Origin of the sequence: Streptomyces sp. HNM0645, assembly GCF_030056615.1 — a bacterium.
In the GTDB taxonomy this organism is placed as follows: Bacteria; Actinomycetota; Actinomycetes; order Streptomycetales; family Streptomycetaceae; genus Streptomyces; species Streptomyces marianii.
This window is the reverse complement of record NZ_JASHLT010000015.1, coordinates 74,328-101,299: the sequence shown is the minus strand read 5'-3', so window position 1 is coordinate 101,299 and position 26,972 is coordinate 74,328. Positions and strand designations below refer to the sequence as shown.

Below are 26,972 nucleotides of genomic sequence, written 5' to 3'. Positions count from 1 at the left end.
CGGTGCGGTGTGCAGAGCCCGTGCAGGGCCGTGCTTCAGCCGACGCGCTTTCCAAGTACGAGAATTCGGGTGCGCATGGCACTGACCCTCTCCCCGGCGCACCATGACTGTCAAGTGGGTGGGACAGGCGTCTCATTATTTGAGCGCATCGGGGGACGGCCGACGATCTCGGACGTGGCCGGGGAGCGCCGGGCCGGCAGCGCCCGACCGGAGAGCACCGGCAGAGCGGACCCGGCGGGCACCGGGAACTCGCCGCGCGCCAGCACACGGCGCAGCCGGTGCTCGTCGAGCGGCCCGGAGAAGGCCATTCCCTGGCCGTGGGTGCATCCCATGGCACGCAGGGCCAGTACCTGTTCGGGAACGTCCACACCGTCCGCCACGGACTTCATGCCGAGGTCCCGGGCGATCCGCAGCAGACCTGCGGTGATCTTGTGCAGTCTGGCCGACTCCACCACGCCCTCGACCAGACCGCGGTCGAGCTTGAGCACGTCGATGGGGAGACGGCGCAGGGCGATGATCGCCGCGTAGCCGCTGCCGAAGCCGTCAAGGGCGATCCGCACGCCGAGTCTGCGCAGTGCCACCAGACGGTGCTCCAGTTCGTCGAAGGAGATCCGCGGGTCGCTGTCGGCCAACTCGATCACCAGGGAGCCCGAGGGCAGCCCGTGGCGGGTGAGCAGGCTCTCGATGGAGCCGAGCGGGGTGGACCGGTCCAGCAGCCGGCGCGCGGGGATCCGCACCGACACGGGGATGCGGTGACCGAGCCGGACGCGTTCCGCCGCCTGCTCGACGGCCTCCTCCAGCAGCCGGTGGCCGAACCCGGCGGTCGGGTCGCCGTCCTCGGCGACCCGACGCAGCTCGTCGGGCGTGAACAGGATGCCCTGGGACGATCGCCAGCGCGCCTGCGCCGCCACGGCCGCGATCCGGCCGTCGACGAGGCCGACCACGGGCTGGTGGAGCAGGGTGAACTCGCCGTCCTGGAGCGCGCTCCGCGCCCGCGCGGACCGGTCCGTGAGCAGGGCGGCGTCAGCCTGCATCTGGGGCGCGTACAGTTCGACCCGGTCCTTGCCGCCCGCCTTGGCCCGGTACATGGCCAGGTCGGCGTTGCGCAGCAGGTCGCCGGCGCTGATGCCGGGCTCGGCGAAGGCGACGCCGATGGACGCGGCGACCCTGAGCTCATGGCCCTCCACCCGGTACGGCTGGGAGAGCATGAGCCTCAGCCGGTCGGCGATCTCCCGCACCCGGTGCTCCCGGGCGGCGTGGTCGCGGGAGCCGTCGCCGAGGATGAGCGCGGCGAACTCGTCGCCCCCGAGCCGGGCGGCGGTGTCCCCCGCCCGCACGGATTCATGGAGGCGGCGGGCGGCCTGGATCAGCAGCTCGTCGCCCGCCTGGTGGCCATGGCGGTCGTTCACCCCCTTGAAGCCGTCGAGATCGATGAAGAGCACGGCCGTGCCCGCGTCCCCGGCCCGCCGGCCACCGAGCGCCTGCCGCACCCGCTCGGTGAACAGGGCGCGGTTGGGCAGGTCGGTCAGCGGGTCGTGCTCGGCGTTGTGCTGCAACTGGGCCTGCAGACGCACCCGTTCGGTGACGTCCCTGCTGTTGAAGATCAGCCCGCCCTGGTGGCGCTTGACCGTGGACTCGACGTTCAGCCACTGGCCGGTGCCGGACCTGAAGCGGCACTCGATCCGGGTCGTGGGCTCCTCGGCGGGCGGGGCCGCCAGGAATCTGCGCACCTCGTGGACGACGCGCCCGAGGTCCTCGGGATGGATGAGCGACGACAGCTCGGAGCCGATGAGCTCGTCCGCGTCGCGGCCGTAGACGCCGGCGGCGGCCGGGCTGACGTAGCGGAGTATGCCCGTCGGGGCGGCGATCATGATCACATCGCTGGAGCCCTGCACCAGGGAGCGGAAGTGGTTCTCCTTCTGGGCGAGTTCATGGGTGAGGGCGATGTTGTCGAGCAGCATGATGCCCTGCCGCACGACCAGGGCGAGGACGACCGCGCACCCGGTGAACACCACCACCCTGTCCACGCGGCGGCCCTCGATGACGTTGTAGAGGATGCCGAGCGTGCAGACGGCGGCGGCCAGGTAGGGGGTGAGCGCGGCGAGCGAGCCCGTGATGGGCCGGGCGGTCGGGCGGGGACCGCGGACCGGCGCGACGGGCGGCTCCGGCCGGCGCACCCCCCAGGGCGCGTACGCGAGCAGCAGCGAGGCGGCGAACCAGCCCGCGTCCAGCAGTTGGCCCGAGCGGTAGCTCTCCCGCAGCAGCGGCGAGGTGAACAGCGCGTCGCACAGCACGGTCAGGGCGAGTGCGGCGATCGCCGTGTTGATGCCGGACCTGTTGGCATGCGACCGCCGGAAGTGCAGGGCCAGGACCATGCTGACGAGGACGATGTCGAGCAGCGGATAGGCCAGCGAAAGCGCCGCTTCGGACACGCTTTCCCCCTCGAAGTGCGCGGTGTGCGCGAGGGCGAGGCTCCAGGAGAGCGTGAGCAGGGAGCCGCCGATGAGCCAGGCGTCCAGCCCCAGGCACACCCAGCCCGCCCGGGTGACGGGCCGTTTGGCGAGGACGAGCAGTCCGACGATGGCGGGCGGGGCGAAGCAGAGGAAGAACAGATCGGCCGGGGACGGACTCGGGACCGGTCGGCCGAGGACCACCTCGTACCAGCCCCAGACCGCGTTTCCGCAGGCGGCCATGGCGGAGGAGACGGAGAACAGCATCCAGGCGGGCCGGAAGCGGCTGCCCCGCGCACGCGCGTAGAGGAAGCAGGAGACCGCGGCGAGTCCGGCGGCGAAGCTCAACCCGAAGTCGCCCATGATCAGGGCCAGTTGCTCGGAGCCCCAGCCGAACGCCGCGCCGATGGCGTAGCCACCGCTCGCGAGGACCAGCAGGACCTGGGGCAGCAGCCCCGTGCCGCCGCCTTCCCGGGCCCGGCGGCGGGCGAGGAGCGCCGCGGGGGCGATCACCGTACTGCCCCTGACAGCGTTTTCATCCGGCTCCGCCTGCGGGGCCGGCCGTGCGGGCCGCCACGGAAGCGCCTGCGGGGCAGGTCCTGCCGACCGGGCCGGGAGGGGCCCGGTCCCCGCATCGGAGTGCGCGAGGGTGGTCGGCGCCGCTCCCGCCGCGTCGGATGGTTTGTCCACTGGCCGTGCATCGCCCGTCGACCCCCCTCGAAGTCTGGTCGCTCCGCAGCGTCGTTCCCGAACCCGACGCAGCCCCCAAGTCGGGACGATACACCAGAGTCGTCACTCAGGGACATAGGTCATCTACGCTCAGTGACGGCAAGGCTGTTTGTCGACACGGCATGCATTCGAACGACTCCGCAGGGTGTCCGGCGCGTACCAGTGTGGCGTCTACCCGGTCGTGAGGACCACGTTTCGCAGGGGCTCGCCCGCCGCGTAGCGGGTCAGCTGTGCGGCCAGCAGTCGCTTGGCCCGGGGCAGGAACGCCGATGTGGAGCCGCCGACATGGGGGCTGACGAGGACGCCGGGAGCGTGCCAGAGGGGGTGTCCGGCGGGCAGCGGCTCGGGGTCGGTGACATCGAGCGCCGCGGTGATCCGGCCGGTTGCGACCTCCTTGAGCAGCGCTTCGGTGTCGACGACCGGTCCGCGCGCCACGTTCACCAGCAGGGCGCCGTCCTTCATCCGGGAGAGGAATCCGGTGTCGGCGAGATGACGCGTGGCCGGCGTGAGCGGGGTCGAGAGGATCACCACGTCGGCTTCCGGAAGCAGCGCCGGCAGATCGGTGAGTGCGTGCACTTCACCGCGCTCGGTGGTACGGGCGGAGCGCGCGACGCGCGCCACCCGCGCGCATTCGAACGGCACGAGCCGGTCCTCGATGGCCGCGCCGATCGAGCCGTAGCCGACGATCAGCACGGACTTGTCGGCGAGCGCCGGGTAGAAGCCCGCGTGCCATTCCTCCCGCCGCCGGCCCTCCACGAAGCGGGGGATGCCGCGCAGGGAGGCGAGGACCAGGGCGAGGGTGAGCTCGGCCGTGCTCGCCTCGTGGACTCCCCGGGCGTTGCACAGCCGCACGCCCGGCGGCAGCGAGCCGAGGCCCGGCTCGACGTGGTCGATACCCGCCGAGAGGGTCTGCACGACCCGCACGTGCGTCATCGCGGCGAGCGGCCGCACCGCGACGTCCGTGCCCTTCATGTACGGGACGACGTAGAAGGCGCACTCCGCGGGGTCCGCGGGGAAATCCCGTCCACCGTCCCAGAAGCGGTAGTTCAGCCCCGACGCCGAGGGAGCGGGGAGCCCTTCGATCTCGTCGGCCGGAATCGGCAGCCACACGTCAGCAGTCATGGTCAGGAGGCTAACCGCCTGGAGGCTGGGCGCGGCACGGCGGGAGGCGGACGTTAGTTTGGGGGGCGGCACGAGGAGGGGTACGGGCAGGTGGACCGCAGGACAATCGGCGCGGGCGCGCTCGGTGTGGGCGCGATCGGCCTCGGGTGCATGCCGATGAGCTGGGGGTACACCGGCTCGCAGCAGCGCGGTGACCGTTCGCTGCGGACCGTGCACGCGGCGCTGGACGCTGGGGTGACACTGCTCGACACGGCCGACATGTACGGCCCCTTCACCAACGAACTCCTGCTCGGCCGGGTACTGAAGGAGCGGCGGGCGGACGTCTTCGTCTCGACGAAGGTCGGGCTGCTCGTCGGTGACCAGCACATCGTCGCGAACGGCCGGCCCGGCTACGTGCGGCGGGCCTGTGACGCGTCGCTGCGCCGGCTCGGGACGGACTCCATCGACCTGTACCAGCTCCACAGGGCGGACCCGGAAGTCCCCGTGGAGGAGACCTGGGGCGCCATGGCGGAGCTGGTGTCGGCCGGGAAGGTCCGGGCGCTCGGCCTGTGTGCCGTGGGGGCGCGCGCGTCACGCAGACTCGGCGCGGGGCGCCATGACGGAACGATCCGGCAGCTGGAGCGGGTGCAGCAGGTCTTCCCGGTAAGCGCGGTGCAGGCGGAACTGTCGGTGTGGTCGCCCGAGGCGCTCGGATCGCTGCTGCCCTGGTGCGAGGCCCGCGGTGTGGGCTTCATGGCCGCGATGCCGCTGGGCAGCGGCTTCCTCACCGGCACGCTGACGCCCGGGGAGGGTTTCGAGCCTGATGACCTCCGGGCCCGCCATCCGCGGTTCACGGCGGACATGATGGCCGCGAACCAGCCGCTGGTGGCGGGGCTGCGGCGAGTCGCCCAGCGGCACGGCCCCGGCACGACGCCCGCCCAGGTGGCGCTGGCCTGGGTACTGGGGCAGGGTCGGCATGTCGTACCGGTTCCGGGTGCGAAGCGGGAGCGGTGGGCCGTGGAGAACGCGGCGGCGGCTCGGCTGGAGCTGACACCGCGGGACGCCGCCGAGATCGCGGCGCTGCCGCCCGCCCTGGGATCCTGGGACCAGTAGGTTCGTGAGGATCGGGAACCCCGGGCCGTGCCGCGGTGTGAGAACGGTGGGCGTGCGGCTCCCGCGGTTCGCGCGCCGCCCCGTTCACCGGCGAAGGGAAGCAGGACCGTGCAACGTTCAGTGGTGACGGCCGTACTGGCAGCTGCCGCGCTGATGCTCTCCACCGGGTGCTCGTCCGACGGTGGGGCAGGCGCACCGGCCGGCCGTGACGGCGCTCCCTCCCGCCCGGCATCGTCGTCGGCGACGGCCGGCGGCGCCTCCGCGACGGCACCGCCGGCGAAGGGGTCGGTGAAGGTGGCGGCCACACTGACCCGGGACCTGGAGTCGCCCTGGGGCCTCGCGGCCCTTCCCGGCGGCGATCTGCTGGTGTCCTCACGGGACGAGGGCACGATCACGCGCGTCGACGCCGAGTCCGGGAAGCAGACGGTGCTCGGCTCGGTGCCGGGTGTGGCGCCGGCGGGCGAGGGCGGGCTGATGGGGCTTGCCGTCTCCCCCGACTTCGCGTCGGACAACCTGGTGTACGCGTACTTCACCACCGCTTCGGACAACCGCATCGCCCGCATGCTGTACGACGAGCGCAAGCCGGCGGGGCAGCAGCTCGGCGCGCCCGACACGATCCTGCGGGGTATCCCGAAGGGTCGCATCCACAACGGCGGACGGATCGCCTTCGGCCCGGACAGGATGCTGTACGCGGGCACCGGCGAGACCGGTGAGACGGGTCTGGCCCAGGACAAGGACTCCCTGGGCGGCAAGATCCTCCGCATGACCCCCGACGGCCGGCCCGTGCACGGCAATCCGTCGGCCGACTCCGTGGTCTATTCGTACGGCCACCGCAATGTGCAGGGTCTCGCCTGGGACTCCCGGAAGCGGCTGTGGGCGTCGGAGTTCGGGCAGAACACCTGGGACGAGCTGAACCTCATCGAGCCGGGGAAGAACTACGGCTGGCCCGAGGCCGAGGGCAGGGCCGGCAGGTCCGGCTTCGTGGACCCGGTGGCGCAGTGGCGCACGGAGGAGGCGTCGCCGAGCGGCATCGCCTATGCCGCGGGATCCATCTGGATGGCGGGGCTGAGGGGCGAGCGCCTGTGGCGGATCCCGCTCGCCGGCACCGAACCGGCCGCGGAACCGCAGGCGTTCCTCGAGGAGGAGTACGGCCGGCTGCGCACGGTCCTGCCGGTCGAGGGGACCGCGGACGGCCGGGACCTCTGGCTGGTCACCAGCGAGACGGACAACAGAGGTACCCCTGCGGCCGGGGACGACAGGATCCTGCGGCTGAGGGTCGAGTGACCCGCGCTCTTCCCTCGCGGTCGGCGGACGCCGGGCCCCCCGGAGGTGCGGGCGGCGGAGTCGGGCGGGAGGGTCAGGCGGACGCGGGGAAGAGACGGAGACGATGCGCGAGCGCCGCCGCCTCGCCCCGGCCGGTGACGCCGAGCTTGGCGAGGATGTTGGAGACGTGGACGCTCGCGGTCTTGGGCGAGATGAAGAGCTCCTCGGCGATCTGCCGGTTCGTGCGCCCGGCGGCGACCAGGCGCAGCACGTCCTGTTCCCGGGGAGTCAGCCCGAGGTTCTCCCTGGGAGCCGGTGCCGGCCCGGACGCGGGCTCCGGCGCGGTCAGCCGCAGACGTGCGCGCCGGGCGAGGAGTTCGATGTCCTCGGCCAGGCGGCGCGCTCCGAGCGCGCGGGCGGTGGCGTGGGCGCCGCGGAGCAACTCGACCGCCTCGTCACGGTGTCCGCCCTCGGTGAGCAGGGCGTCGGCCGTGCGGTGCCGGACGAGGGCGAGTTCGTAGGGGCGGTCCAGGGACGCGAAGGCGGCCGCCGTCTCCCGCCGGCGGCCGGTGCTCTCCCGGCCCTCGGCGCTGAGGAGTTCGGCTCCGGCGCAAAGGGCGTGGGCCCGCCAGAGCGCCACCGGTGTGGCGAGCTGCCTGGCGGTGGCGCCGATCGTCCGGAGGGCTTCGGCCCGCCCCTCCTCGGCCGCCGGGAGCCCCCGTGCGTCGGCTCCACGCCGCCGAGCATCGCACAGGCATCCGGCCCGGCGGCGTGGTAGTTCGGGACGACGGTCATGAGCCGTCCCGTCAGGCGGTGCGGGTGGAACCGGGCCCACCGCCTGCGCGCCGCTCCACGGAACCCTTCACCCGCCCCTCGGCGACGCGTCGGGGTGCGGCGCGCCGCGCGGCCCGGACGTCACGGGCCAGCCGCTCGCCCTCGGCCCGGCGCAGCAGCTCGGCCTGCCTGATGGTGTGGAGCTGGTACTCGAACACGATGTACTCCCTCGGTGACGGGTGCGAGGCCGCCGGTCGCCCTCGCTGTCGTTGATGCCTCGACTGTCGTCCCCCAGGGGGTGGTGCCGCATCGGGAAAGTTCCGCATCCTCGGGCGTCCGGAGCCTTGGCCCGGGTTCATCGAGGCCGTAACCGGTCTCGTCTCCGGCGGAGTTCGCCCGGAGTGCCCGGGAACCACCTGAGGCCCCCGCGGAGTTCCCCTCACCCTTTTCGTGGCTCCGCCACGGGGACTCCGGTCTTGGGGTCCGGCACGGCTTCCCCCTTGTTGCCCATGGTCCCGGGGACGGTGTCACCGGGTCAGGAGGCGTCGGCGGAGCGATGAGGGGCTTGAGCACCTGCTTCGCCCAGGACCGGAAGAGCTCTCCGCAACGTGGATGCGGGCACCGTGCTCCCGAAGGGGGGCCGGGCCGGGCCCGTCCGGAGGTCCAGCCTGACCGGATGGTCTCGACTGAGAACCCGGGGCCCCCGGAGCGCCCATCGGTGAGGACTCGACCGCGACCGGCACCCTGGGTGGCGAAGAACCTCGCCGAGGGCGAGCGCGTCACCGGCGCCGAACGGCTGCGCGGAGGGTGGACGGCCGAGATGTGTCGTCTGTCCGTGAGGGGACCGGCCGGCGAGCGGACCCTGGTACTGCGCTCGTTCGTCAAGCCCTTCTTCGTCCGCCACGGACCGGGCCTGCTGACACGCGAGGCGGAGGTCCTCCGGCTCCTCGCCCCCACCTGCGTCCCGGCGGCGTCCTTCATCGCCGTCGACGCCACGGCCGAGCACTGCGACCATCCCTCTCTGCACCGCGACTTCCACCCGGGCAACGTGCTCTTCACCGGCGCCGGGGACGCCCTGCGGATCAGCGGGGTCGTCGACTGGGTGGAGACCTCCTGGGGACCGGCCGATCTCGACGTGGCGCACTGCTCCAGCGCGCTGGCCCTCCTGCACGGCGTCACCGCGGGCATGCGGTTCGCCGACCTGTACACGGCTGCCGGGGAACGCTCGACGGCGACCCGGCGGCCCATCTGTACTGGCGGCTGCTGGACGCACTGGCGTTCGCGCCCGACGCCGCGAAGCTCGCCGGGCCGTGGCGCGAGCTGGGCCGTACCGACCTGACGCCCGACGTGCTCACCGGCAGGCTGGAGGACTACGTCCAAGCCCTCCTCGACCGGTATGCCTGAGGGCTTCGGCCGGAGGGCCGACGACGTTCCCGTCCCCGGCCGCGGGGGCGCACCGCACCGGGTGACCCTGGCTCCGGGGCCGGCGGGACGACTCGGCGGACCGCGGGGAGCGGGGTGATCCACCGGCCGCGGACGACGGCGTACCCGCTCGGCCCGGTACGGGTCACCGCGGTGGCGGAGGGCCGGCGGCGCACCCGGCAGCGGGTCGTCGCGCCGCAGGAGGGCGAGCAGGCATCCGGCCCGCGGGGGTCGCTCAGCGACGCCCGGCGGAGCGGCGCGCCCGCCACTCGGGGGCGAGGACGGACCAGACCTCCATGTCGTGCCGGACGCCCTGCCACGGGAAGCTCTCGCGCAGCACTCCGTCCCGGCTCATTCCGAGCCGCTTCGCGACGCCGATGGAGCGGTGGTTGGCGGAGGATGCGAGCCATTCGACGCGGTGCATCCCCCGCTCCTCGACGGCCCAGTCGATGAGCCGTTCCACGGCGCGGCTGATCAGTCCCCGTCCGGCGGCGGACGGCTCCAGCCAGACGCCGACCTCGCAGGACTCGTTCGCGGTGTCGAAGATCCGGAAGAGCACCCCCCCGACGAGCGTGCCGTCGAGCCGGACGGCCCAGAGGCGGCCGGTGTCAGCAGCCTGCTTGTCGGCGTAGTTCTGGAGCACGGCACGGGCGGATCCGACGTCCTTCACGTTCACCGTCAGCGGCACCCAGGGCCCGGCGTACTCCCGGGCGCGTTCGATGTGCTCCAGGAACTCCTCGGCCTGCCAGGGTTCGATGGGCCGCAGTTCCGCGCCGTCCCCCAGGGATATCGCGAACATCCCGCTCCTTGCGCCTCGTGGCGTGCCGCGCATGACGGCGCCGCCTCGTGATCCTCGTACCGGACGCCGCTCCTCGACGGGCGAACCCCGCCACGCGGCACTAGCGCGAGAGCGTGCCGTCCTCGCTCACACGCGTCCCGGCGATCTTCGCACGGGCGGGCGGAGGGCTCTCGGGAGTTTCGATGCTGATGCGCGGAAGCAGGCGGTCCAGCCAGCGCGGCAGCCACCAGTTGGCGCTGCCCAGCATGTGCATGAGCGCCGGCACCAGCAGGGTGCGCAGGACGAACGCGTCCAGCGCGACCGCGGCGGCGAGGCCGATGCCGAACATCGCGATGACCCGGTCCCCGCTGAGGACGAACGCGAGGAAGACGGAGATCATGATGATCGCGGCCGAGTTGATGACCCTGCCCGTCTCGGCGAGGCCGACCCGTACGGCACGCCGGTTGTCCCGCGTCTCCAGCCACTCCTCGTACATCCGGCTGACCAGGAACACCTGGTAGTCCATCGAGAGCCCGAAGAGCACCGAGACCATGATCACGGGGAGGAAGGGCTCGATCGGGCCGGCACTGCCGAGCCCCAGCGGTTCGGAGCCCCAGCCCCACTGGAAGATGGCGACGACGACGCCGAACGCGGAGGCGACCGCGGCCACGTTCATCAGTGCGGCCTTGAGCGGGATGCCGATCGAGCGGAACGCGAGCAGCAGCAGCGCACAGCCCAGCGCGATGACCACACCGACGAACAGCGGCAGCTTCCCGACGATCACGTCGGCGAAGTCGTCGTAGCTCGCGGTCACTCCGCCGACGCGGACCTCGAGCGAGGTCCCGCTCTCCGCCGCGGGCAGCACATCGGCGCGCAGCCGGTCGACGAGTTCGCTGGTCCGCTGCGATTGGGGAGCGGATTCGGGGACGACCGTGACCACGGCGGTGTCGGCCCGGCTGTTGAACGTCACGGGGCTGACGGAGGCGACCCCCTCGGTGGCCCGGAGGGCGGCGGGCAGCTGCTGCATCGCCAGGCGGTCGTCGGCGCCGTCGAGGGCGGCGACGAGCGTGAGCGGTCCGTTGGCGCCGGGCCCGAACCCCTCGGCGACCAGGTCGTACGCCTTCCGGGTGGTGCTGGAGGCGGGGGCGTTGCCCTGGTCGGAGGTGCCGAGGTGGAGCGAGAACGTGGGCAGCGCGAGGACGGCCATCACCACGGTGGCGACCAGCCCCAGCAGCTTCGGGCGGCGCTCGACGAAGGCGGACCAGCGGGCCGCGAAGCCGGTCTGGAGCTCGGGCCGCGGGCCGCGCCGGGCGATCCGTCTGCGCTCCGGGCGGCCCAGTGCACGCATCCCGATGAAGGACAGCAGCGCCGGCAGCAGGGTGACGGAGGCGGCGACGGTCAGGAGGACGGTCAGCGAGGCCGCGATCGCCACTCCGTTGAGGAAGGAGAGCTGCAGGATCAGCATGCCGAGCAGCGCCATGCAGACGGTGAGGCCGGCGAAGACGACCGCACGCCCCGTCGTCGCCACGGCGTTCTCGGCGGCGTCGGCGACGGTCAGCCCGCGCCGCAGGCCCTTGCGGTGCCGGGTGACGATGAACAGGGCGTAGTCGATCCCGACGCCGAGCCCGATGAGCAGCCCGAGCACGGGCGCGAAGTCCGCGACGTCCATGACGTGGCCGAGGAGCACGATGCCCGCGTATGCGGCGCCGACGCCGACCAGCGCGGTGGCGATGGGCAGCAGGCTGGCGGCCAGCGAGCCGAAGGCGAGGAAGAGGACCACGGCTGCCACGGCGACGCCGACGATCTCCGCGAGATGCGAGGTGGGAGTCTCGGCGAGCGCGGTGGCGCTGCCGCCGAGCTCGACCCGGAGTCCGTCGTGTGCGGCGGCCTTGGCCGTGTCGACGACCGCTCGGGCCTGGGCCTCGGGGACGTCTCCCGGCTTCGCCTCGAAGACGACGGTCGCGTAGGCGGTACGGCCGTCCTCGCTGATCCGGGCGGCGCCGTCCGGTCCGCTTCCGGCGTCGCCCGCCGCGGCCGCGGCACCGTCGCGGGCTTTGCCGGCGGAGCCGGACGCGGCCGAGGCCGTGCCGGCCGAGGTCCCTTCGGCGGAGGCTTCCTTCTCGATCGAGGTCTTGCCGGCCGAGGTCCTCCCCGATGCGGTGCCCGAGCCCTTCCCGTCCGACCGCTCCTCGGTGTCCTTCTTCGCGTCCGCCCTGCCCGCCTTGCCCGCTTTGTCCGTCTCGTCTGCCTCGTCTGCCTCGTCCGGCGTCCCGGCGAACGCACCCGAGGCCCTCCCGGACGGCGACTGCGGGGAAGCGGCATACGGACCGGTGACCGAGGCGACGCCGTCCAGCCGTTCGACCTTCTTCAGCATCGCCGTCACCCGCTGTTCGACGGCGGCCGACCGGACACCGCCCTGCGCGCTGTGCCAGACGATGGTGTCCCCGCCGTCGAACCTCCCGTGGAAGCCGTCCCGGAGGAGTTCGGCGGCCCGACCGGACTCGGTGCCGGGTACGTCGTAGTCGTTCGAGTACGCCGCACCCGCGAAGACGGCGGCGACCGAGACGCCGCAGAGGGCCGACAGCCAGAGCAGGACGGCGACAAGTCGGTGCCTGATGCACCACCGAGCGATGGCGGCCAACGGACGAGCTCCCTGGTGGTTCGTGGATCTTCACTGGGAACTGCCCGTAAAGAACACATGACCTGCGGGGCAACACTCTCTCAGGAGAAAGTGATCGTTAGGGCACCTTCGCCCGATTCGTGGCAATACTCACAGGTGCGGGAGGAGTTCGGGGGCGGCCGCTCCCGAACTCCCCGCCCTCGTCGTCGTCCAGAACGTCCGCCGTCCGCGGACGGCGGACGCCACGGACGCCACGGACGCCACGGACGCCTCCGACGTCACCCGGAGACGCTGGGCCGCCCGTTCTCGATGTGCCCCATGAGGCGCCTGCGGAAGCCGCTCCCGTCACCCGTCGTCACTTCGACGTCGTACCAGCCGTGGGCGTCGGCGGCGGAGTGGACGAGGCTCCTGCTGCGGCCGGGCTTCACCGTGATCTCCCGGGCCCAGTCCCCCAGGTCCTCGTCGTCGACGTACCCGAGCGGGCGGAGGGTGAAGGTGACGGCGCGGTCACCGCCGTTGCGGAACGTGAGGTGCAGATCACGGTCGTGGTGGTCGACGCGCGAGGTGACCTCGGCTCCCGACCCCGTGGCCGGTCCCGCGAACTCCCGACGGAATCCGTTTGGCCCGGTGATCGTGAAGCGGTAGGAGTCCCCGGCAAGGGGCACGCTCCACCGAGCCGCGCCCCTCACGTCCCTGTGCTGCGGGACGGGGAACTCACCGGCGTACGGGTAGAGCGCGAAATGCGCGCTCGCGCGCCCCGTGTTGCAGAGCACGACCGTGACCTTCCCGCCACCGACCCTCGCCCAGGCGTCCGGCTGGTACGGCAGCGGACGTGCCGGCCGGGTGCCCGGCTCCTGCACGGGCATGCGCTGGGCCGCCGGCGGCTGCGGCCGCCAGCGGCCCGTGAAGGGCGGGATGGCGGCCGGCCGCTCCACCTCGGGAAGCGGCCCGCCGTGCCGGAAGTCGAACGCGGAGGTGAGGTCACCGGTGGCGGTGCGCCGCCAGGCGGTGATGTTGGGCTCCTCGATCCCCGTCCACTTCTCCAGGAACCGGATCACGGAGGTGTGGTCGAAGGTCTCGGAGCAGACCCAGCCGCCGACGGTCCACGGGGAGACGACGAGCAGAGGGACCCGGATGCCGAGGCCGGTGGGCCTGCCCTGCCAGCGCTCGTCGGTGTCGCCGTCGGGCGGGACCGGCGGCGGCACATGGTCGAAGAAGCCGTCGTTCTCGTCGTAGTTGATCAGGACGACGGTGTGCCGCCAGACGTCGGGGTGGGAGCCGAGGGCGTCCAGCACCTTGTAGACGAGGGTCGCGGACGCGATCGGCGAGGAGGAGCCCGGGTGCTCGGAGTCGATGGCGCTCGGCACCAGGTAGGAGACCTCGGGGAGGGTGCCGGCCGCCACGTCGGCGCGGAACCGCTCGGCGAGGGTGCCGGTCCCGCCGCGCCGCAGGCCCCGCTCGAAGAGGGACCGCTCGTTCGCCGTCAGCGTCGCGACGCCCTCCTCCAGCGCGGCGAGCAGTCGCCCCCGCTCCGCCGGGTCGGCGGTGTCCCTGACCTTCGCGTAGAAGGCCTCCATGTACGTGAAGTCGCCGGCCTTGGCGAGCGTCTTCCGCGCGATCCTCTTGAAGGTGGTGAAGAACTCGATGTTGTTGTCGGTGAAGTTCTCCCACTCCTGGTACGTCTTCCAGCTGCGGCCGGCCTTCTCCAGCCGCTCGGCGTACGTCGGCCACGGGTAGCCCGGGTGGGTGTCCTCGGCGTACGCGGCGTTCGTCACCGCACGGCTGCCGTCGGCCTCGTAACCGGTCCAGCCGCTCCACAGATGGTTGCGGTTGGGGCTCGTCGAGGTGTGGACCGAGGAGTGGTAGGCGTCGCAGACCGTGAACGTGTCGGCGAGCTCGTAGTGCAGGGGGATGTCGCGGCGGTCGTAGTGGGCCATGGTCGCGGAGGTCTTCGCGGGGATCCAGCCGTCCATCCAGCCGTCGCGCCACGCCCTGGCCCCGCCGTCCCACGAGTGGTCGAGGTCGCCGATGTACTGCAGGTCCTTCTTCTGGGCCTCGGCGGCGCCACGCACCGGGAACGGCAGCACGGTGCCGAGCGGGCCGGGCTGCTCGAAGACGGACGTGCCCGAGGGGAGTTCGACGGCGTTGCGGTCGCCGAAGCCGCGCACTCCGCGCAGGGCGCCGAAGTAGTGGTCGAAGGACCGGTTCTCCTGCATCATGACCACCACGTGCCGGATCGCGCGCAGACCGCCCGCGGGGGGCTCGGCGGCGAGAGCCGCCTGCAGGGAGGGCGGCAGCAGGGACCCGGCAGCGGCGGCGCCGAGGGCGCCTCCGCCGAGTGCGAACAGCCGTCGCCGTGAGATGTCGGTGGCCAAGTGATCCTCCTGAGTCCCTCGTTACCGTCCGGAAGCTAGTGAGGCCGGATGGCGGAGGAAAGGCCCGCGGACGGCCACGGGATGAACGTCCAAGAGGCCGTCGGGCGAGTCCAGTCGAGATCCCGCCAGTGGCCGACCGGCCGTGGGGTCGAATTCGGTGGCGATGTCGGTGCGGACTGTCACCATGGGTTCATGACCAGTCGGGGGGAATCGCAGACCGTCATCGCCGGAACGACCGCCTCGGTGGGCTCGGCCGCCGAATCAGCAGTGATAGCCGAGATAGCCGAGCACCTGCACGGGTCGCCCCGTGAGTATCTGGGCGGTCCGCCCGTTGCGATCGTGCACCACCGGCCCGAAGCGACACGCCTGGAGCGGCGGGAGGCGTTCCGTGAGGTCTACGGGCCGATCGTGGCCACGATCGGGGAGCCGACGCTGTACGGCGGGTCGGCGTGGGGTCCCAGTGTCCGGTGGCGCGACGAGGGGCGACTGGTGCTGCTGTCGGGGGACCGGTTCCGTGTGACGCTGTCGGTGCACCGGCCCGAGGAGCTGGAGCGGGGCGAGCACCACTGCTTCACCTGGGGCGGCGCCCGGTCGGCCGGCGAGCCGCACGACTTCGACCTCCTGCCGTACAGCTGGCAGTTGTACCGCGGCGGCCCGGGCGAGTGGCCCGGCGAGCGCCCGGACCACCGACTCGCGGGCGACTGGGAGCAGTGGGAGAGCGCCCTGGAGCTGCTGCTCGCCGCCTGGGCGGAGCAGCTTCCCGTGCAGGTACCGGGCGACTGGGCCGGTATCACGGTCGTGGCGGACCGGGACCCCGGCCGCGATCTCGTCGTCTCGTACAGCCCGGGCGAGGGCCTGGAGGTCGCGGTCGACGACCGGGACGCGCCGCAGGGCCCCGAGCGGGAGCGGTTGATGCGGGAATGCGGCTGGCACGGCCACGACCGCGGCTGGTGGCACTCGGCCTTCCCGGAGGCCGATGAGCGCTCCGCGGCCGCCGCGGCGCGGCTGGCCGTCTCGGAACTCCGCTCCCGCGGCGCGGCAGGCCCGCAGGAACTGGCGGCCCGGGAGGCCGGCGTCGACGACCGCGGCGAGCTGTGGCTGCCGGGCCTGGGGATACGGACCTGCTGAGGCCCGCCGATGACGCCGGGCGGGCACGCCGGGCAGCGACAGCCCGTGCGGGCCGCCCGGATCCCTGCTCCCCGTGCNCAGCGACAGCCCGTGCGGGCCGCCCGGATCCCTGCTCCCCGTGCCCGCCGTTCCCTTGACCGCCGTTCCCTTGACCGCCGTTCCCTTGACCGCCGTTCCCTTGACCGCCGGGCCGGAACGGCCCGCCTTCCGCGTACCGCGCCCGGCTGAGCCGCTGCCGGGCCTCCTCGGCGACCCGCGCGGCCCCGGCGCGGGCGGCGGCGCGGCCTGTTCGGCCTCGGCGGGCGACCGGACCGGCGTCCACGCCACCCGGCCCGTCGCCGTGTCCGCCCGGGACGGCACCGGCCGGCCGAGCCCGACGGGCCCCTCGGTTGCGCCCACCGGCACGACCCCGGCCCGGAACGTGTGAGGGCGGGACACCGGCCCGGTGTCCCGCCCCACTTGTCCGTCAGGCCGGTGTTCAGCCGCCTGTCACGCCGAGCCTCTCCAGGATCAGCTCCTTGACGCGGGCCGCGTCGGCCTGGCCGCGGGTGGCCTTCATGACCGCGCCGACCAGGGCACCGACCGCGGCGACCTTGCCGCCCCGGATCTTGTCGGCGATGGCGGCGTTGCCGGCGATCGCCTCGTCGACGGCCGCGCCCAGCGCACCCTCGTCGGAGACGACCTTCAGACCGCGCTTCTCGACGACCGCGTCCGGGTCGCCCTCGCCGGCCAGCACGCCCTCGATGACCTGACGGGCCAGCTTGTCGTTGAGCGAGCCGTCCGCGACCAGGGCGGTCACCCGGGCGACCTGCTCCGGCGTGATCGGCAACTCCTCGAGCGACCGGCCGGACTCGTTGGCGTTACGGGCCAGCTCGCCCATCCACCACTTGCGGGCGGAGACCGGGTCCGCGCCGGACGCGATCGTGGCCACGATCGGGTCGATCGCGCCCGCGTTCAGGATCGACTGCATGTCGTGCTCGGAGACGCCCCACTCCTCGCGGAGGCGGTTGCGGCGCACCCGCGGCAGTTCCGGCAGCCCGGCGCGCAGCTCCTCGACCCAGTCACGGGACGGGGCGACCGGGACGAGGTCGGGCTCCGGGAAGTACCGGTAGTCCTCCGCCTCCTCCTTGACCCGGCCGGACGTCGTCGTGCCGTCGTCCTCGTGGAAGTGACGGGTCTCCTGGACGATCGTGCCGCCGTCCCCCAGCACCGCGGCGTGACGCTGGATCTCGAAGCGGACCGCGCGCTCCACGCTGCGCAGCGAGTTGACGTTCTTGGTCTCGCTGCGCGTGCCGAACGTCTCCGAACCCTTCGGCATCAGCGAGAGGTTCACGTCGCAGCGCATCTGGCCCATCTCCATCCGGGCCTCCGACACGGCGAGAGCCCGGATGAGCTCGCGCAGTTCGGCGACGTACGCCTTGGCGACCTCGGGGGCACGGTCACCGGCGCCCACGATGGGCTTGGTGACGATCTCGATGAGCGGGATGCCGGCCCGGTTGTAGTCGAGCAGGGAGTGGGACGCGCCGTGGATACGGCCGGTGGCGCCGCCGACGTGGGTCGACTTGCCCGTGTCCTCCTCCATGTGGGCGCGCTCGATCTCCACGCGGAAGATCTCGCCGTCCTCCAGCTGGACGTCCAGATAGCCGTTGAAGGCGATCGGCTCGTCGTACTGCGAGGTCTGGAAGTTCTTCGGCATGTCCGGATAGAAGTAGTTCTTCCGGGCGAAGCGGCACCATTCGGCGATCTCGCAGTGCAGCGCGAGGCCGATCTTGACGGCGGACTCGACGCCGACCGCGTTGACCACCGGCAGCGAGCCGGGAAGGCCCAGGCAGGTGGGGCAGGTCTGCGAGTTGGGCTCCGCACCCAGCTCGGTCGAGCAGCCGCAGAACATCTTGGTCCTGGTGCCGAGTTCGACATGGACCTCCAGGCCCATGACGGGGTCGTACGACGCGAGTGCGTCCTCGTACGACACCAGGTCAGTCGTGACGGTCACGGTGAAACTTCCCTCTCAGCCCAGCAGGACGTCGTCGTCGCCCAGGCGCTTCAGCTCCCGGTAGAGGATCGCGAGTCCGGTGACGATGGCGGCGGCGGACACTGCGGCGTCGATCAGCCGGAGCGTGTCGTGCTCCAGACGGGCCTTCCTGGCCTGCTTCGCGACGCCGATGGCTCCGAACGCGGTGGCGGCCATGGACACGTACGTACCGGTCCGGGACTTCGTGAATCCCTTGGCCTTCTGCAAGCTACTCACAGTGACGGTGCCTCCTCCAGCAGCGGGTGGCCCCAGCGTGCCACGAAGGCCGCCTCGACGGCCGCACCCACCTTGTAGAGCCGTTCGTCCTTCATGGCGGGGGCGATGATCTGCAGACCGACCGGGAGGTTGTCCTCCGGGGCGAGGCCGCAGGGCAGCGACATCGCGGCGTTGCCTGCCAGGTTCGTCGGGATGGTGCACAGGTCGGCGAGGTACATGGCCATCGGGTCGTCGGCACGCTCCCCGATCGGGAAGGCCGTGGTCGGGGTCGTCGGGGAGACGATCACGTCGACCTGCTCGAATGCCTTCTCGAAGTCCTGTGTGATGAGCGTGCGCACCTTCTGGGCGCTGCCGTAGTAGGCGTCGTAGTAACCGGACGACAGGGCGTACGTGCCCAGCATGATCCGGCGCTTGACCTCGTCGCCGAAGCCCTCCTCGCGCGTCAGCGAGGTGACGTCCTCCGCCGAGCGCGTGCCGTCGTCGCCGACGCGCAGACCGTAGCGCAGACCGTCGAACCGGGCGAGGTTCGAGGAGCACTCGGACGGCGCGATCAGGTAGTACGCGGAGAGCGCCAGGTCGAAGGAGGGGCAGTCGAGCTCGACGATCTCGGCGCCCAGTTCCTTCAGCAGCTGCACGGACTCGTCGAACCGCTGCACGACGCCGGCCTGGTAGCCCTCGCCGCGGAACTGCTTGACGACACCGACGCGCATGCCCTCGACCGAACCGTTGCGCGCGGCCTCGACGACCGGCGGGACCGGGGCGTCGATGGAGGTCGAGTCGAGCGGGTCGTGCCCGGCGATGACCTCGTGGAGCAGCGCCGCGTCCAGGACTGTACGGGCACAGGGGCCGCCCTGGTCGAGGGACGAGGAGAAGGCGACCATGCCGTAGCGGGAGACGGCGCCGTAGGTGGGCTTCACGCCGACCGTGCCGGTGACGGCGGCGGGCTGACGGATGGAGCCGCCGGTGTCCGTGCCGATGGCGAGCGGGGCCTCGTACGAGGCGAGGGCGGCGGACGAGCCGCCGCCGGAGCCGCCGGGGATGCGGGTCAGGTCCCAGGGGTTGCCGGTCGGGCCGTACGCGCTGTTCTCGGTGGAGGACCCCATGGCGAACTCGTCCATGTTGGTCTTGCCGAGGATGACGACGTCGGCCTCCCTGAGCCTGCGCGTCAGGGTGGCGTCGTACGGCGGGATCCAGCCCTCGAGGATCTTGGAGCCGACCGTGGTCGGGATGCCCTCGGTGGTGAAGATGTCCTTCAGCGCCAGCGGCACGCCGGCCAGCGGGCCGAGCTTCTCGCCGCGCTCGCGCTTCTCGTCGACGGCGCGGGCCTGCGCGAGGGCGCCGTCACGGTCGATGTGCAGGAACGCGTGGACCTTCTCGTCCACGGCCTCGATCCGGGCGAGGTGCGCCTCGGCGACCTCGACGGCGGTGAGCTCGCCGGAGGCGATCCTCGCGGCGATCTCGGCCGCGGTGAGCTTGATGATGGGGCTGTCCGTCATCGCTGGTCAGTCCTCCCCCAGGATCTGCGGCACCTTGAAACGCTGCTGCTCCTGTGCCGGGGCGCAGGAGAGCGCCTGCTCGGGGGTGAGCGAAGGACGGACCTCGTCCGCGCGCATGACGTTCGTCAGCGGCAGCGGGTGGGAGGTCGGCGGTACGTCTCGGTCGGCGACCTCGGCGACGCGGGCGACCGCGCCGATGATGTCGTCGAGCTGTCCGGCGAAGTGGTCGAGCTCTTCGGCCTTCAGCTCCAGACGCGCCAGCCGGGCGAGGTGGGCGACCTCCTCGCGCGTGATGCCAGGCATGCAGCGATCCTCAGGGGTGAGTGTGATGGTTTTGGCCCAATCCTAATCCCCACGTACGGACGGTCCCTAGAAACCGCCCAGAAGCACCCGGGCCGTTCGAACAGCAGGGTCCGTCATGCCTTTCCCAATCCAGGCTGGCACGCCTTCCCATAGAGCGGCAGGCGGCCCTGATCTTGATGGCGGTCGCGTGGGCGGTGGGCAGATGACTACTCACTCCCAGGCCTCGATGCCTATCCGTAGAGCGAGCACTGCTCAACGCCTGCGTGACCGCTACCTGGATGTTGGTGCCCGTCGGCGCCGGCCGGATGCCTGACGATCGCTGGGCCTTGACGCCTCCACGCAGAGCGAGCGACGTCCGGCGCCGTCGAGCGTCAACACCAGGACCGAGATCACTCGTTGGTGTTGGTGGTGCGAGCCCGCCGCATGGTGACCTCTCATGAAGCCCGAGCCGTCCGAGCTCCCGCGTTAGACCGAGGCCCGTGGGGTGAGCTGGTGCCACGAACAGCTACTGAGGTGGCGGACCGGCCAACGCGGCCGAGTCCTGGGATTAGGTCGCTGCGTGGTTCCGCACGAGCTCGTGACCTGCACAAACAGCACCATGGGGAGGAACATCTTGATCTACTGCGGCATCGACTGGGCCGAGCGCACGCACGACGTCGCCCTGGTCGACGACAGCGGCCAGCTCCTGGCCAAGCGGCACATCACCGACGACGCCACGGGCTACAAGATCCTCCTGGATCTGCTCGTCGAGTACGGCGACAGCGAGGACAACCCGATCCCGGTCGCGATCGAGACCTCCCGCGGCCTGCTCGTCGCCGTGCTGCGGACCGGCAAACGGCAGGTCTTCGCGATCAACCCGATGGCCGCCGCCCGCTACCGCGACCGGCACTCCGTCTCCCGCAAGAAGTCCGACCCCGGCGACGCCCTGGTCCTGGCGAACATCCTCCGCACCGACATGCACGCCCACCGGCCACTGCCCAACGACAGCGACCTCGGGCGGGCCATCGCCGTCCTGGCCCGGGCCCAGCAGGACTCTCTTTGGAACCGGCAGCAGCTGTCCAACCAGCTCCGGTCCCTCCTGCGGGAGTACTACCCGGCCGCGCTGGCGGCCTTCGAGCCGTGGCGGAACGGCCTGTGCCGGCCCGAGGCCCGGGAGCTTCTGAAGGCGGCCCCGACACCGAGCCGGGCCGCGCGGTTGACCCGCACGCAGCTGGAGGCCGCTCTCAAGCGGGCCGGCCGCAAGCGAGGCATCACGGCCGAGGCCGAGCGGCTCCGTGAGGTCTTCCGCGCCGACTACGCGCACCAGCCGCCGCTGGTCGAGGACGCGCTGGGCAAGCAGATGCTCGCCCTCCTGGTCCAGCTGGAGGCCGCCTGCACCGCCACCGACGACCTCGCCGAGTCGGTCGAAGAGGCTTTCCCTCAGCACCCGGACGCTGAGATCATCCTCAGCTTCCCCGGCCTCGGCACCCAGCTCGGCGCCCGGGTGCTCGCCGAGATCGGAGACGACAAGACCCGCTTCGCCGACGCCTGCGGCCTGAAGGCATACGCCGGCGCCTCGCCCATCACCAGGGCCTCCGGCAAGAAGTCCAGCATCACCCGCAGGTGGGTCAAGAACGACCGGCTCAACGCAGCCGGCTACCTCTGGGCCTTCGCCTCAATCACCGCCTCGCCGGGCGCCAAGGCCCACTACCGGCGCCGCCGCGAGCACGGGGACTGGCACGCGGCCGCCCAGCGCAACCTCTTCAACCGCATGATCGGCCAGCTCTACTACTGCCTCCAACACGGGGCCCGCTTCGACGAAACAGTCGCCTTCCCCACGGCAACCGAGGCTCTCGCGGCATGAGCCCCGTCCGTCAGGCGCCGACTGCGCGGGACCAACGCTCGTGGATGACGCCCAGCTTCTGCTCGAACTCCGCGTCCCGCATCCGGCTGGTGAAGACCCCAGGGATCGTGAGCGAACGCCCACGGACCCGGACGGCCCGCACGTCCCACCAGAATCCACCACGCGTCTGGTGCCGCCGCTTCTCGATCCGCGTGATCTCACTCCACGGAATCGAGCGACGACTGACGAACGTGCGGAACTCCATCCCGCTCGCAGTGAGGCGCGTTCGACCATAGCCACGGTTGATCATGTAAAAGAGCGAGACCAGCCAGGCAACCGCCACACCGCCACCCAACCACCATCGGTTCGACGTCGGCGCGGTCAAGGTCACTGCCACCGCCGTCCCGGCGCACACGAGCGTCAGGAAGCCGGTCCACCACCAGTTCTTCCGCCGAGCAGCAGCGCTGAGACCGATCCACACATCGGGCATGTCCATGATGTTACCGACACGCACTCGAACAACGACCGCCCCAGCTTGACGAGTTACCCGCCTGAGGTGTCTATGGGCCCGGCCCGGGTGCCCGCGAAACCCCTTTGCCCACGGGGTGGACCCGGCCCCGCTACGGCGGGCGTCCGAGGGGCGGTTCCGGCGGCCGGCCACGGCCCCGTGCGCCGCGGACCGGGGCCCGGCGAGGGCGCGGTCCGGCTCCGGCCGATGCCCCGTGCCCGTGCACCGGTGCCGTCCTGGCCGGGCACCCGGGTCCGGTCGAGCCGAGGGGCACTAGTTCACGAGGCCCGACGGGCGGTCCACCTCCGACGGGGCGGCGGCGGGGAGCTCGCCCACGGGGCGGCGCCAGCCGTGCTCGCCGCGGGCCAACAGCCAGGCCGTGGTCTCCTGCGGCGGCATGGCCGCCGCTACCAGCCAGCCCTGCACCGCGTCGCAGCCCAGGTCGCGCAGCCGCTCCCAGGTCTCGTCGTCCTCGACGCCCTCGGCGACCACGAGCAGTCCGAGGGAGTGGGCGAGGTCGACGGTGCAGCGGACGATCTCCGCATCCTCCGCGTCGATCGCCAGCCGGGCGACGAACGACCGGTCGATCTTGAGCTCGCTCACGGGCAGCCGGCGCAGATGGACCAGGGAGGAGTAGCCCGTACCGAAGTCGTCCAGCGACATCTTCACCCCGTGGCCCGTGAGCGCCGCGAGGGTGTCCCCGGCCCGCTGCGGGTCCTCCAGCAGCACATGCTCCGTGATCTCCAGCTGCAGCGCGCCCGCCGGGACGCCGTGCCGGGCGAGCCGGGCGGCGACGGAACCGGCGAAGCCCGGTGTGTGGACGTCGCGCGGCGACACGTTGACTGCCACCGGCACCTCGAGGCCCTGGGATCGCCACTCGGCGACCTGGCCCAGCGCGGACTCCAGCACGTACTCGGTCAGATGCGGCATCAGCCCGGACGACTCGGCGATGGCGATGAACTCGTCGGGAGGGACCCGTCCGCGATCCGGATGCACCCAGCGCACCAGCGCCTCCAAGCCGGCGACATGCCCGTCGAAGCGCACCTTCGGCTGGTAGTGGAGCTCCACCTCGCCCGCGTCCAGGGCTCGGCGCAGATCGCCGAGCAGCCCGAGCCGGTCCGGGGTGTTCGAATCGCGCTTGGACTCGTACACCTCGACGCCGGTTCGGTCGCGCTTCGCCTGGTACATGGCCACGTCCGCGCGCCGGAGCAGCCCTTCGGCGTCCAGGGCGTGGTCGGGGAAGACGGCGAGGCCGGCACTGGCCTCCAGGACCAGGGTGAGCCCGTCGAGGTCGAGGGGCGAGGACAGCTGGCCCACGAGGTGGCGGGCCACCCGCTGGGCGCTGGTGGTGGAGTCGGTGGTGGGCAGCAGCACGGCGAACTCGTCGCCGCCCAGCCGTGCGGCCTCCGCTCCGCGCGGCAGCGCGAGCTTCAGCCGCTCGGCGATCTGGAGCAGCAGTCGGTCGCCCGCGAGATGACCGAGGGTGTCGTTGACCGAGCGGAACCGGTCGAGGTCGATCAGGACGAGGGCCGAGCGCGCTCCGACCCCCTCGGCCTCCTCCAGCGCGGTCCAGGTGCGCTCCAGCAGCCACTGGCGGTTGGGGAGTTTGGTGAGCGGGTCGCGCAGTTGCTCCTCGGCGCGGGCTCGGGCGATCCACAGCGTGGAGTCGAGGGCGATCAGCGGCACGGCGAACAGCGGCAGCACGATGGGCAGGGCCGTCGCGACGACGCAGATCAGCGGGGCGATGCCGAGCAGGGCGACCGCGACGAGACCCTGCCGCAGCAGGGCGGTCCGGGCGACGGTGGGCAGTCCGCTGCTCTGGGGTGCCAGGGCGTACCAGAGCAGCACCCTGGTGGCCGCGAGGTACGCGGCTGCGGCGAGCACCACTTCGGGGATCGCGTCCGGTCCCCACTGCAGGGGCTGCCAAGGCTGTTCGACGGTGGGTGTCTCACCGAACGCGGCGAGGACGAGTGCGGCCGCGCCGATGCCCAGGATGTCCACCGCGCCGTGCAGGACGCCCTGCCTCCAGCGGTGCCGCCGCGCGGCACCGACCAGCGCCACCAAGACGAGGCTGACCATGCAGGCCGGCACCCAGCCGTACAGCAGCAGCACCGCGAGGGTCAGCGCGGCACCGGAGCCGGTGCCGCCCCACCAGCGGTCGCGCCCGAGGGCGACCAGGTGGCCGACGATGAGGGCGGTCAGGGCGGCGAGGGACCAGCCCTCGGTGCCTCCGGGAAAGAGCCCGTGCCCTTCCCTGAGAGCGCCGAAGAGCCCGGTCGCCAGGGTGAGTAAGGCGAGTCCGACGACGACGAACGGCAGCGTCGAGGCGATGCCCCCGACGAACGCGAGTCCAGCGAAACCACGCGGCCGTGAGACCGGGGCGGCGCTCTCGGTCGGTTTCATTCCCGTCCCTCTCACAGCCGGCGGTGCCGATGCCACGTGGTGGCTTCCGTGTCGTGCGACCACGGCCGGAACCTCACCACGCGGCCGTGCACGACAGGCGCATGCCTCAACAGTAGGCCGCCGAGGGCTCTGACGGGCAGCGCTCTACTGCTCTTGCCCGAATGCGACCCGGCCACCCTTATCCAGCTGATATGCGCCGAACGAGTGATCCTGGCGGGGAGTTGACGCCCGCACAGCCGTACTATTCCTCGACCGGCGCGGACGCCTCGCGGGCCGCTTCCGGCCCCTGTTCGAGAAGGACCGCGAAGCCGTCCTCGTCCAGTACGGGCACCTTCAGCTGCATGGCCTTGTCGTACTTCGATCCGGGGTTGTCACCCACGACAACGAACGAGGTCTTCTTCGAAACGGAACCCGTCACTTTCGCTCCACGGCTCTGGAGCGCATCCTTTGCGCCATCTCTCGTGTAGCTCTCGAGTGTTCCGGTGACGACGACCGTGAGGCCTTCGAGCGGACGCGGCCCCTCGTCCTCACCGGAGCCCTCCTCCTCCATCCGGACGCCCGCGGCACGCCACTTGCGGAGGATCTCGCGGTGCCAGTCCTCCTCGAACCACTGCTTCACCGAGGCGGCGATGGTCGGCCCGACACCCTCGACGGCCGCCAGTTCCTCCTGTGACGCCTGCTCGATCCGCTCGATCGAACGGAACTCACGGGCCAGCTCCTCGGCGGCGACGGGGCCCACATGGCGAATGGAGAGGCCGGTGAGGATGCGAGCCAGCGGGCGCCCCTTGGCGGCCGCGATGTTCTCCAGCATGGCCAACGTGTTCTTCTTCGGCTCGCCCTGCTGATTGGCGAAGACCGTGACGATCTTCTCCTCGCCGGTCTTCGGGTCGCGCTTGGGCAGTCCGCTGTCCTGGTCCAGCACATACGCCTTGATGGGCAACAACTGTTCGACCGTCAGGTCGAACAGGTCGCCCTCGTCGGCCAGGGGCGGCTCGGCGGGCTCCAGCGGCTTCGTCAGGGCCGCCGCCGCCACATAGCCGAACGCCTCGACGTCCAGCGACTTGCGGCCGGCGAGATAGAACAGTCGTTCGCGCAACTGAGCCGGGCAGCTACGGGCGTTGGGGCAGCGCAGATCGACGTCACCCTCCTTCATCGGCCGCAGGGGCGTGCCGCACTCGGGGCACTCGGACGGCATCACGAACTCGCGCTCGGTGCCGTCCCGCAGGTCGACGACCGGACCGAGGATCTCCGGGATGACGTCGCCCGCCTTGCGCAGCACGACGGTGTCGCCGATCAGAACGCCCTTGGCCTTCACCACGTCCTGGTTGTGCAGCGTCGCGAACTCGACCTCGGAACCCGCGACCGTCACCGGCTCCACCTGGGCGTACGGGGTGACCCGGCCGGTTCGGCCCACACCGACGCGGATGTCGACCAGCTTGGTGTTGACCTCCTCCGGCGGGTACTTCCAGGCGATCGCCCAGCGGGGCGCCCGCGACGTCGAGCCCAGCCGCCCCTGGAGCGGGATCTCGTCCAGCTTGACGACCACTCCGTCGATCTCGTGCTCCACGGAGTGGCGGTGCTCGCCGTAGTACGCGACGAACTCCCGGACCTCTTCGAGGGAGCCCACCACCTTGTAGTGCCGGGCGGTCGGCAGGCCCCACTCGTGCAGCAGCTCGTACGCCTCCGAGAGCCGGCCGATCTCCAGGCCCTCACGCGCGCCGATGCCGTGCACCACCATGTGGAGCGGCAGGGTCGCCGTGACCTTGGGGTCCTTCTGGCGCAGCGAACCCGAAGCCGAGTTGCGGGGGTTGGCGTAGGGCTGCTCACCGGCCGCGACCCGGCGGGCGTTGAGCTCCTCGAAGGCCTCCATCGGGAAGTAGACCTCGCCCCGGATCTCCACCAGATCGGGTACGCGCTCACCCTTCAGGCGGACCGGAATGTCCCCGATCGTCCGGACGTTGGGGGTGATGTCCTCGCCGGTGCGGCCGTCACCCCGGGTCGCGGCCCGGACCAGCCGGCCCTTCTCGTACGTCAGGTTGACGGCCAGGCCGTCGACCTTGAGCTCGCACAGGAAGTGGTGCGCGGAGGTACCGACCTCCCTGGCGACCCGGTCCGCCCAGGCGGCGAGCTCCGCCTCGTCGAAGGCGTTGTCGAGGGAGAGCATCCGCTCGCGGTGCTCGACCGCCGTGAACTCCGTCTCGTACGCCACCGAGACCTTCTGGGTCGGCGAGTCGGGCGTGCGCAGCTCCGGGTACCGCTCCTCCAGCACCTCCAGCGACCGCATCAGCCGGTCGAACTCGGCGTCGCTGACGACCGGCTGGTCCTTCACGTAGTACCGGAAGCGGTGCTCCTCGATCTGCTCGGCCAGCCGGGCATGCTCGTCCCGCGCCTCCGCCGGCACCGGCCCCTGCTGTTCGACAGCCACCGTCACGTCCTCCC

General features: G+C 71.9%; 17 protein-coding genes and 2 pseudogenes. 5 read left to right on the top strand and 14 right to left on the bottom strand.

Annotated features, from left to right (window positions below):
- Positions 1–110: 110 nt before the first annotated feature.
- Positions 111–2,963: a putative bifunctional diguanylate cyclase/phosphodiesterase gene (locus tag QMZ92_RS12525; RefSeq protein WP_283297408.1), complete on the bottom strand. Its 2,853-nt coding sequence runs from the start codon at positions 2,961–2,963 to the stop codon at positions 111–113.
- A 387-nt stretch (positions 2,964–3,350) separates the two neighbouring features.
- Entirely contained in the window at positions 3,351–4,301 is a 951-nt protein-coding gene (locus tag QMZ92_RS12520; protein WP_283297407.1) for a 2-hydroxyacid dehydrogenase, read from the bottom strand.
- 90 nt (positions 4,302–4,391) lie between these two features.
- On the opposite strand from QMZ92_RS12520, the gene QMZ92_RS12515 reads away from it, so the two are divergent.
- Together QMZ92_RS12515 and QMZ92_RS12510 are read left to right on the top strand one after the other, a co-directional pair.
- Entirely contained in the window at positions 4,392–5,393 is a 1,002-nt protein-coding gene (locus QMZ92_RS12515) for an aldo/keto reductase (protein WP_138052997.1), read from the top strand.
- Between the two features lie 123 nt (positions 5,394–5,516).
- Positions 5,517–6,677 (top strand): PQQ-dependent sugar dehydrogenase, encoded by a 1,161-nt coding sequence (locus QMZ92_RS12510; protein WP_502962044.1) that lies wholly within the window; start codon positions 5,517–5,519, stop codon positions 6,675–6,677.
- 73 nt (positions 6,678–6,750) lie between these two features.
- Here the strand turns inward: QMZ92_RS12510 and QMZ92_RS12505 are convergent.
- Both QMZ92_RS12505 and QMZ92_RS12500 read right to left on the bottom strand, forming a co-directional pair.
- A pseudogene (locus QMZ92_RS12505) lies at positions 6,751–7,386 on the bottom strand (helix-turn-helix transcriptional regulator); the annotation flags it as partial.
- 76 nt (positions 7,387–7,462) lie between these two features.
- On the bottom strand, positions 7,463–7,648 hold the full coding sequence (locus QMZ92_RS12500) for a hypothetical protein (protein WP_283297405.1): 186 nt from the start codon (positions 7,646–7,648) through the stop codon (positions 7,463–7,465).
- Between the two features lie 458 nt (positions 7,649–8,106).
- Between QMZ92_RS12500 and QMZ92_RS12495 the strand changes: the two are divergent.
- Positions 8,107–8,834 (top strand): annotated as a pseudogene (locus QMZ92_RS12495) (phosphotransferase family protein).
- Between the two features lie 253 nt (positions 8,835–9,087).
- On the opposite strand, the gene QMZ92_RS12490 reads toward QMZ92_RS12495, so the two are convergent.
- From QMZ92_RS12490 to QMZ92_RS12480, 3 genes are all read right to left on the bottom strand, one after another.
- Positions 9,088–9,651, bottom strand: a complete 564-nt coding sequence (locus tag QMZ92_RS12490; protein WP_283297404.1) for a GNAT family N-acetyltransferase — start codon at positions 9,649–9,651, stop codon at positions 9,088–9,090.
- Between the two features lie 100 nt (positions 9,652–9,751).
- On the bottom strand, positions 9,752–12,271 hold the full coding sequence (locus QMZ92_RS12485; RefSeq protein WP_283297403.1) for an MMPL family transporter: 2,520 nt from the start codon (positions 12,269–12,271) through the stop codon (positions 9,752–9,754).
- 257 nt (positions 12,272–12,528) lie between these two features.
- Complete coding sequence (locus tag QMZ92_RS12480; protein WP_283297401.1) at positions 12,529–14,625, bottom strand: phosphocholine-specific phospholipase C; 2,097 nt, start codon at positions 14,623–14,625, stop codon at positions 12,529–12,531.
- A gap of 192 nt (positions 14,626–14,817) precedes the next feature.
- Here QMZ92_RS12480 and QMZ92_RS12475 point away from each other — a divergent pair, with 192 nt between their 5' ends.
- Positions 14,818–15,753, top strand: a complete 936-nt coding sequence (locus QMZ92_RS12475; RefSeq protein ID WP_283297400.1) for a hypothetical protein — start codon at positions 14,818–14,820, stop codon at positions 15,751–15,753.
- A 478-nt stretch (positions 15,754–16,231) separates the two neighbouring features.
- Here QMZ92_RS12475 and gatB read toward each other — a convergent pair whose 3' ends face one another.
- From gatB to gatC, 4 genes are read right to left on the bottom strand one after another with little or no spacing between them, the layout of a single operon-like run.
- Positions 16,232–17,746, bottom strand: a complete 1,515-nt coding sequence (gatB, locus tag QMZ92_RS12470; RefSeq protein ID WP_283297399.1) for an Asp-tRNA(Asn)/Glu-tRNA(Gln) amidotransferase subunit GatB — start codon at positions 17,744–17,746, stop codon at positions 16,232–16,234.
- Between the two features lie 15 nt (positions 17,747–17,761).
- The gene (locus QMZ92_RS12465) at positions 17,762–18,001 is read right to left on the bottom strand and encodes a hypothetical protein (RefSeq protein ID WP_026165109.1); all 240 of its coding nucleotides are present in this window, start codon (positions 17,999–18,001) and stop codon (positions 17,762–17,764) included.
- Positions 17,998–19,497 carry an Asp-tRNA(Asn)/Glu-tRNA(Gln) amidotransferase subunit GatA gene (gatA, locus tag QMZ92_RS12460; RefSeq protein ID WP_283297398.1) on the bottom strand — a complete coding sequence of 500 codons (1,500 nt, stop codon included), beginning with the start codon at positions 19,495–19,497 and terminating at the stop codon, positions 17,998–18,000. The genes QMZ92_RS12465 and gatA overlap by 4 nt, the downstream gene beginning before the upstream one ends.
- Positions 19,498–19,503: 6 nt before the next feature.
- Positions 19,504–19,800 (bottom strand): Asp-tRNA(Asn)/Glu-tRNA(Gln) amidotransferase subunit GatC, encoded by a 297-nt coding sequence (gatC, locus tag QMZ92_RS12455; RefSeq protein WP_017946771.1) that lies wholly within the window; start codon positions 19,798–19,800, stop codon positions 19,504–19,506.
- Positions 19,801–20,398: 598 nt separating this feature from the next.
- Here gatC and QMZ92_RS12450 point away from each other — a divergent pair.
- On the top strand, positions 20,399–21,643 hold the full coding sequence (locus QMZ92_RS12450; protein WP_283297396.1) for an IS110 family RNA-guided transposase: 1,245 nt from the start codon (positions 20,399–20,401) through the stop codon (positions 21,641–21,643).
- Positions 21,644–21,653: 10 nt separating this feature from the next.
- Here QMZ92_RS12450 and QMZ92_RS12445 read toward each other — a convergent pair whose 3' ends face one another.
- From QMZ92_RS12445 to ligA, 3 genes are all read right to left on the bottom strand, one after another.
- Positions 21,654–22,112 carry a PH domain-containing protein gene (locus tag QMZ92_RS12445; protein WP_283297394.1) on the bottom strand — a complete coding sequence of 153 codons (459 nt, stop codon included), beginning with the start codon at positions 22,110–22,112 and terminating at the stop codon, positions 21,654–21,656.
- A gap of 291 nt (positions 22,113–22,403) precedes the next feature.
- The gene (locus tag QMZ92_RS12440; protein WP_283297393.1) at positions 22,404–24,533 is read right to left on the bottom strand and encodes a putative bifunctional diguanylate cyclase/phosphodiesterase; all 2,130 of its coding nucleotides are present in this window, start codon (positions 24,531–24,533) and stop codon (positions 22,404–22,406) included.
- A gap of 241 nt (positions 24,534–24,774) precedes the next feature.
- The gene (gene ligA / locus QMZ92_RS12435) at positions 24,775–26,958 is read right to left on the bottom strand and encodes an NAD-dependent DNA ligase LigA (protein WP_283297392.1); all 2,184 of its coding nucleotides are present in this window, start codon (positions 26,956–26,958) and stop codon (positions 24,775–24,777) included.
- Positions 26,959–26,972 lie beyond the last annotated feature (14 nt).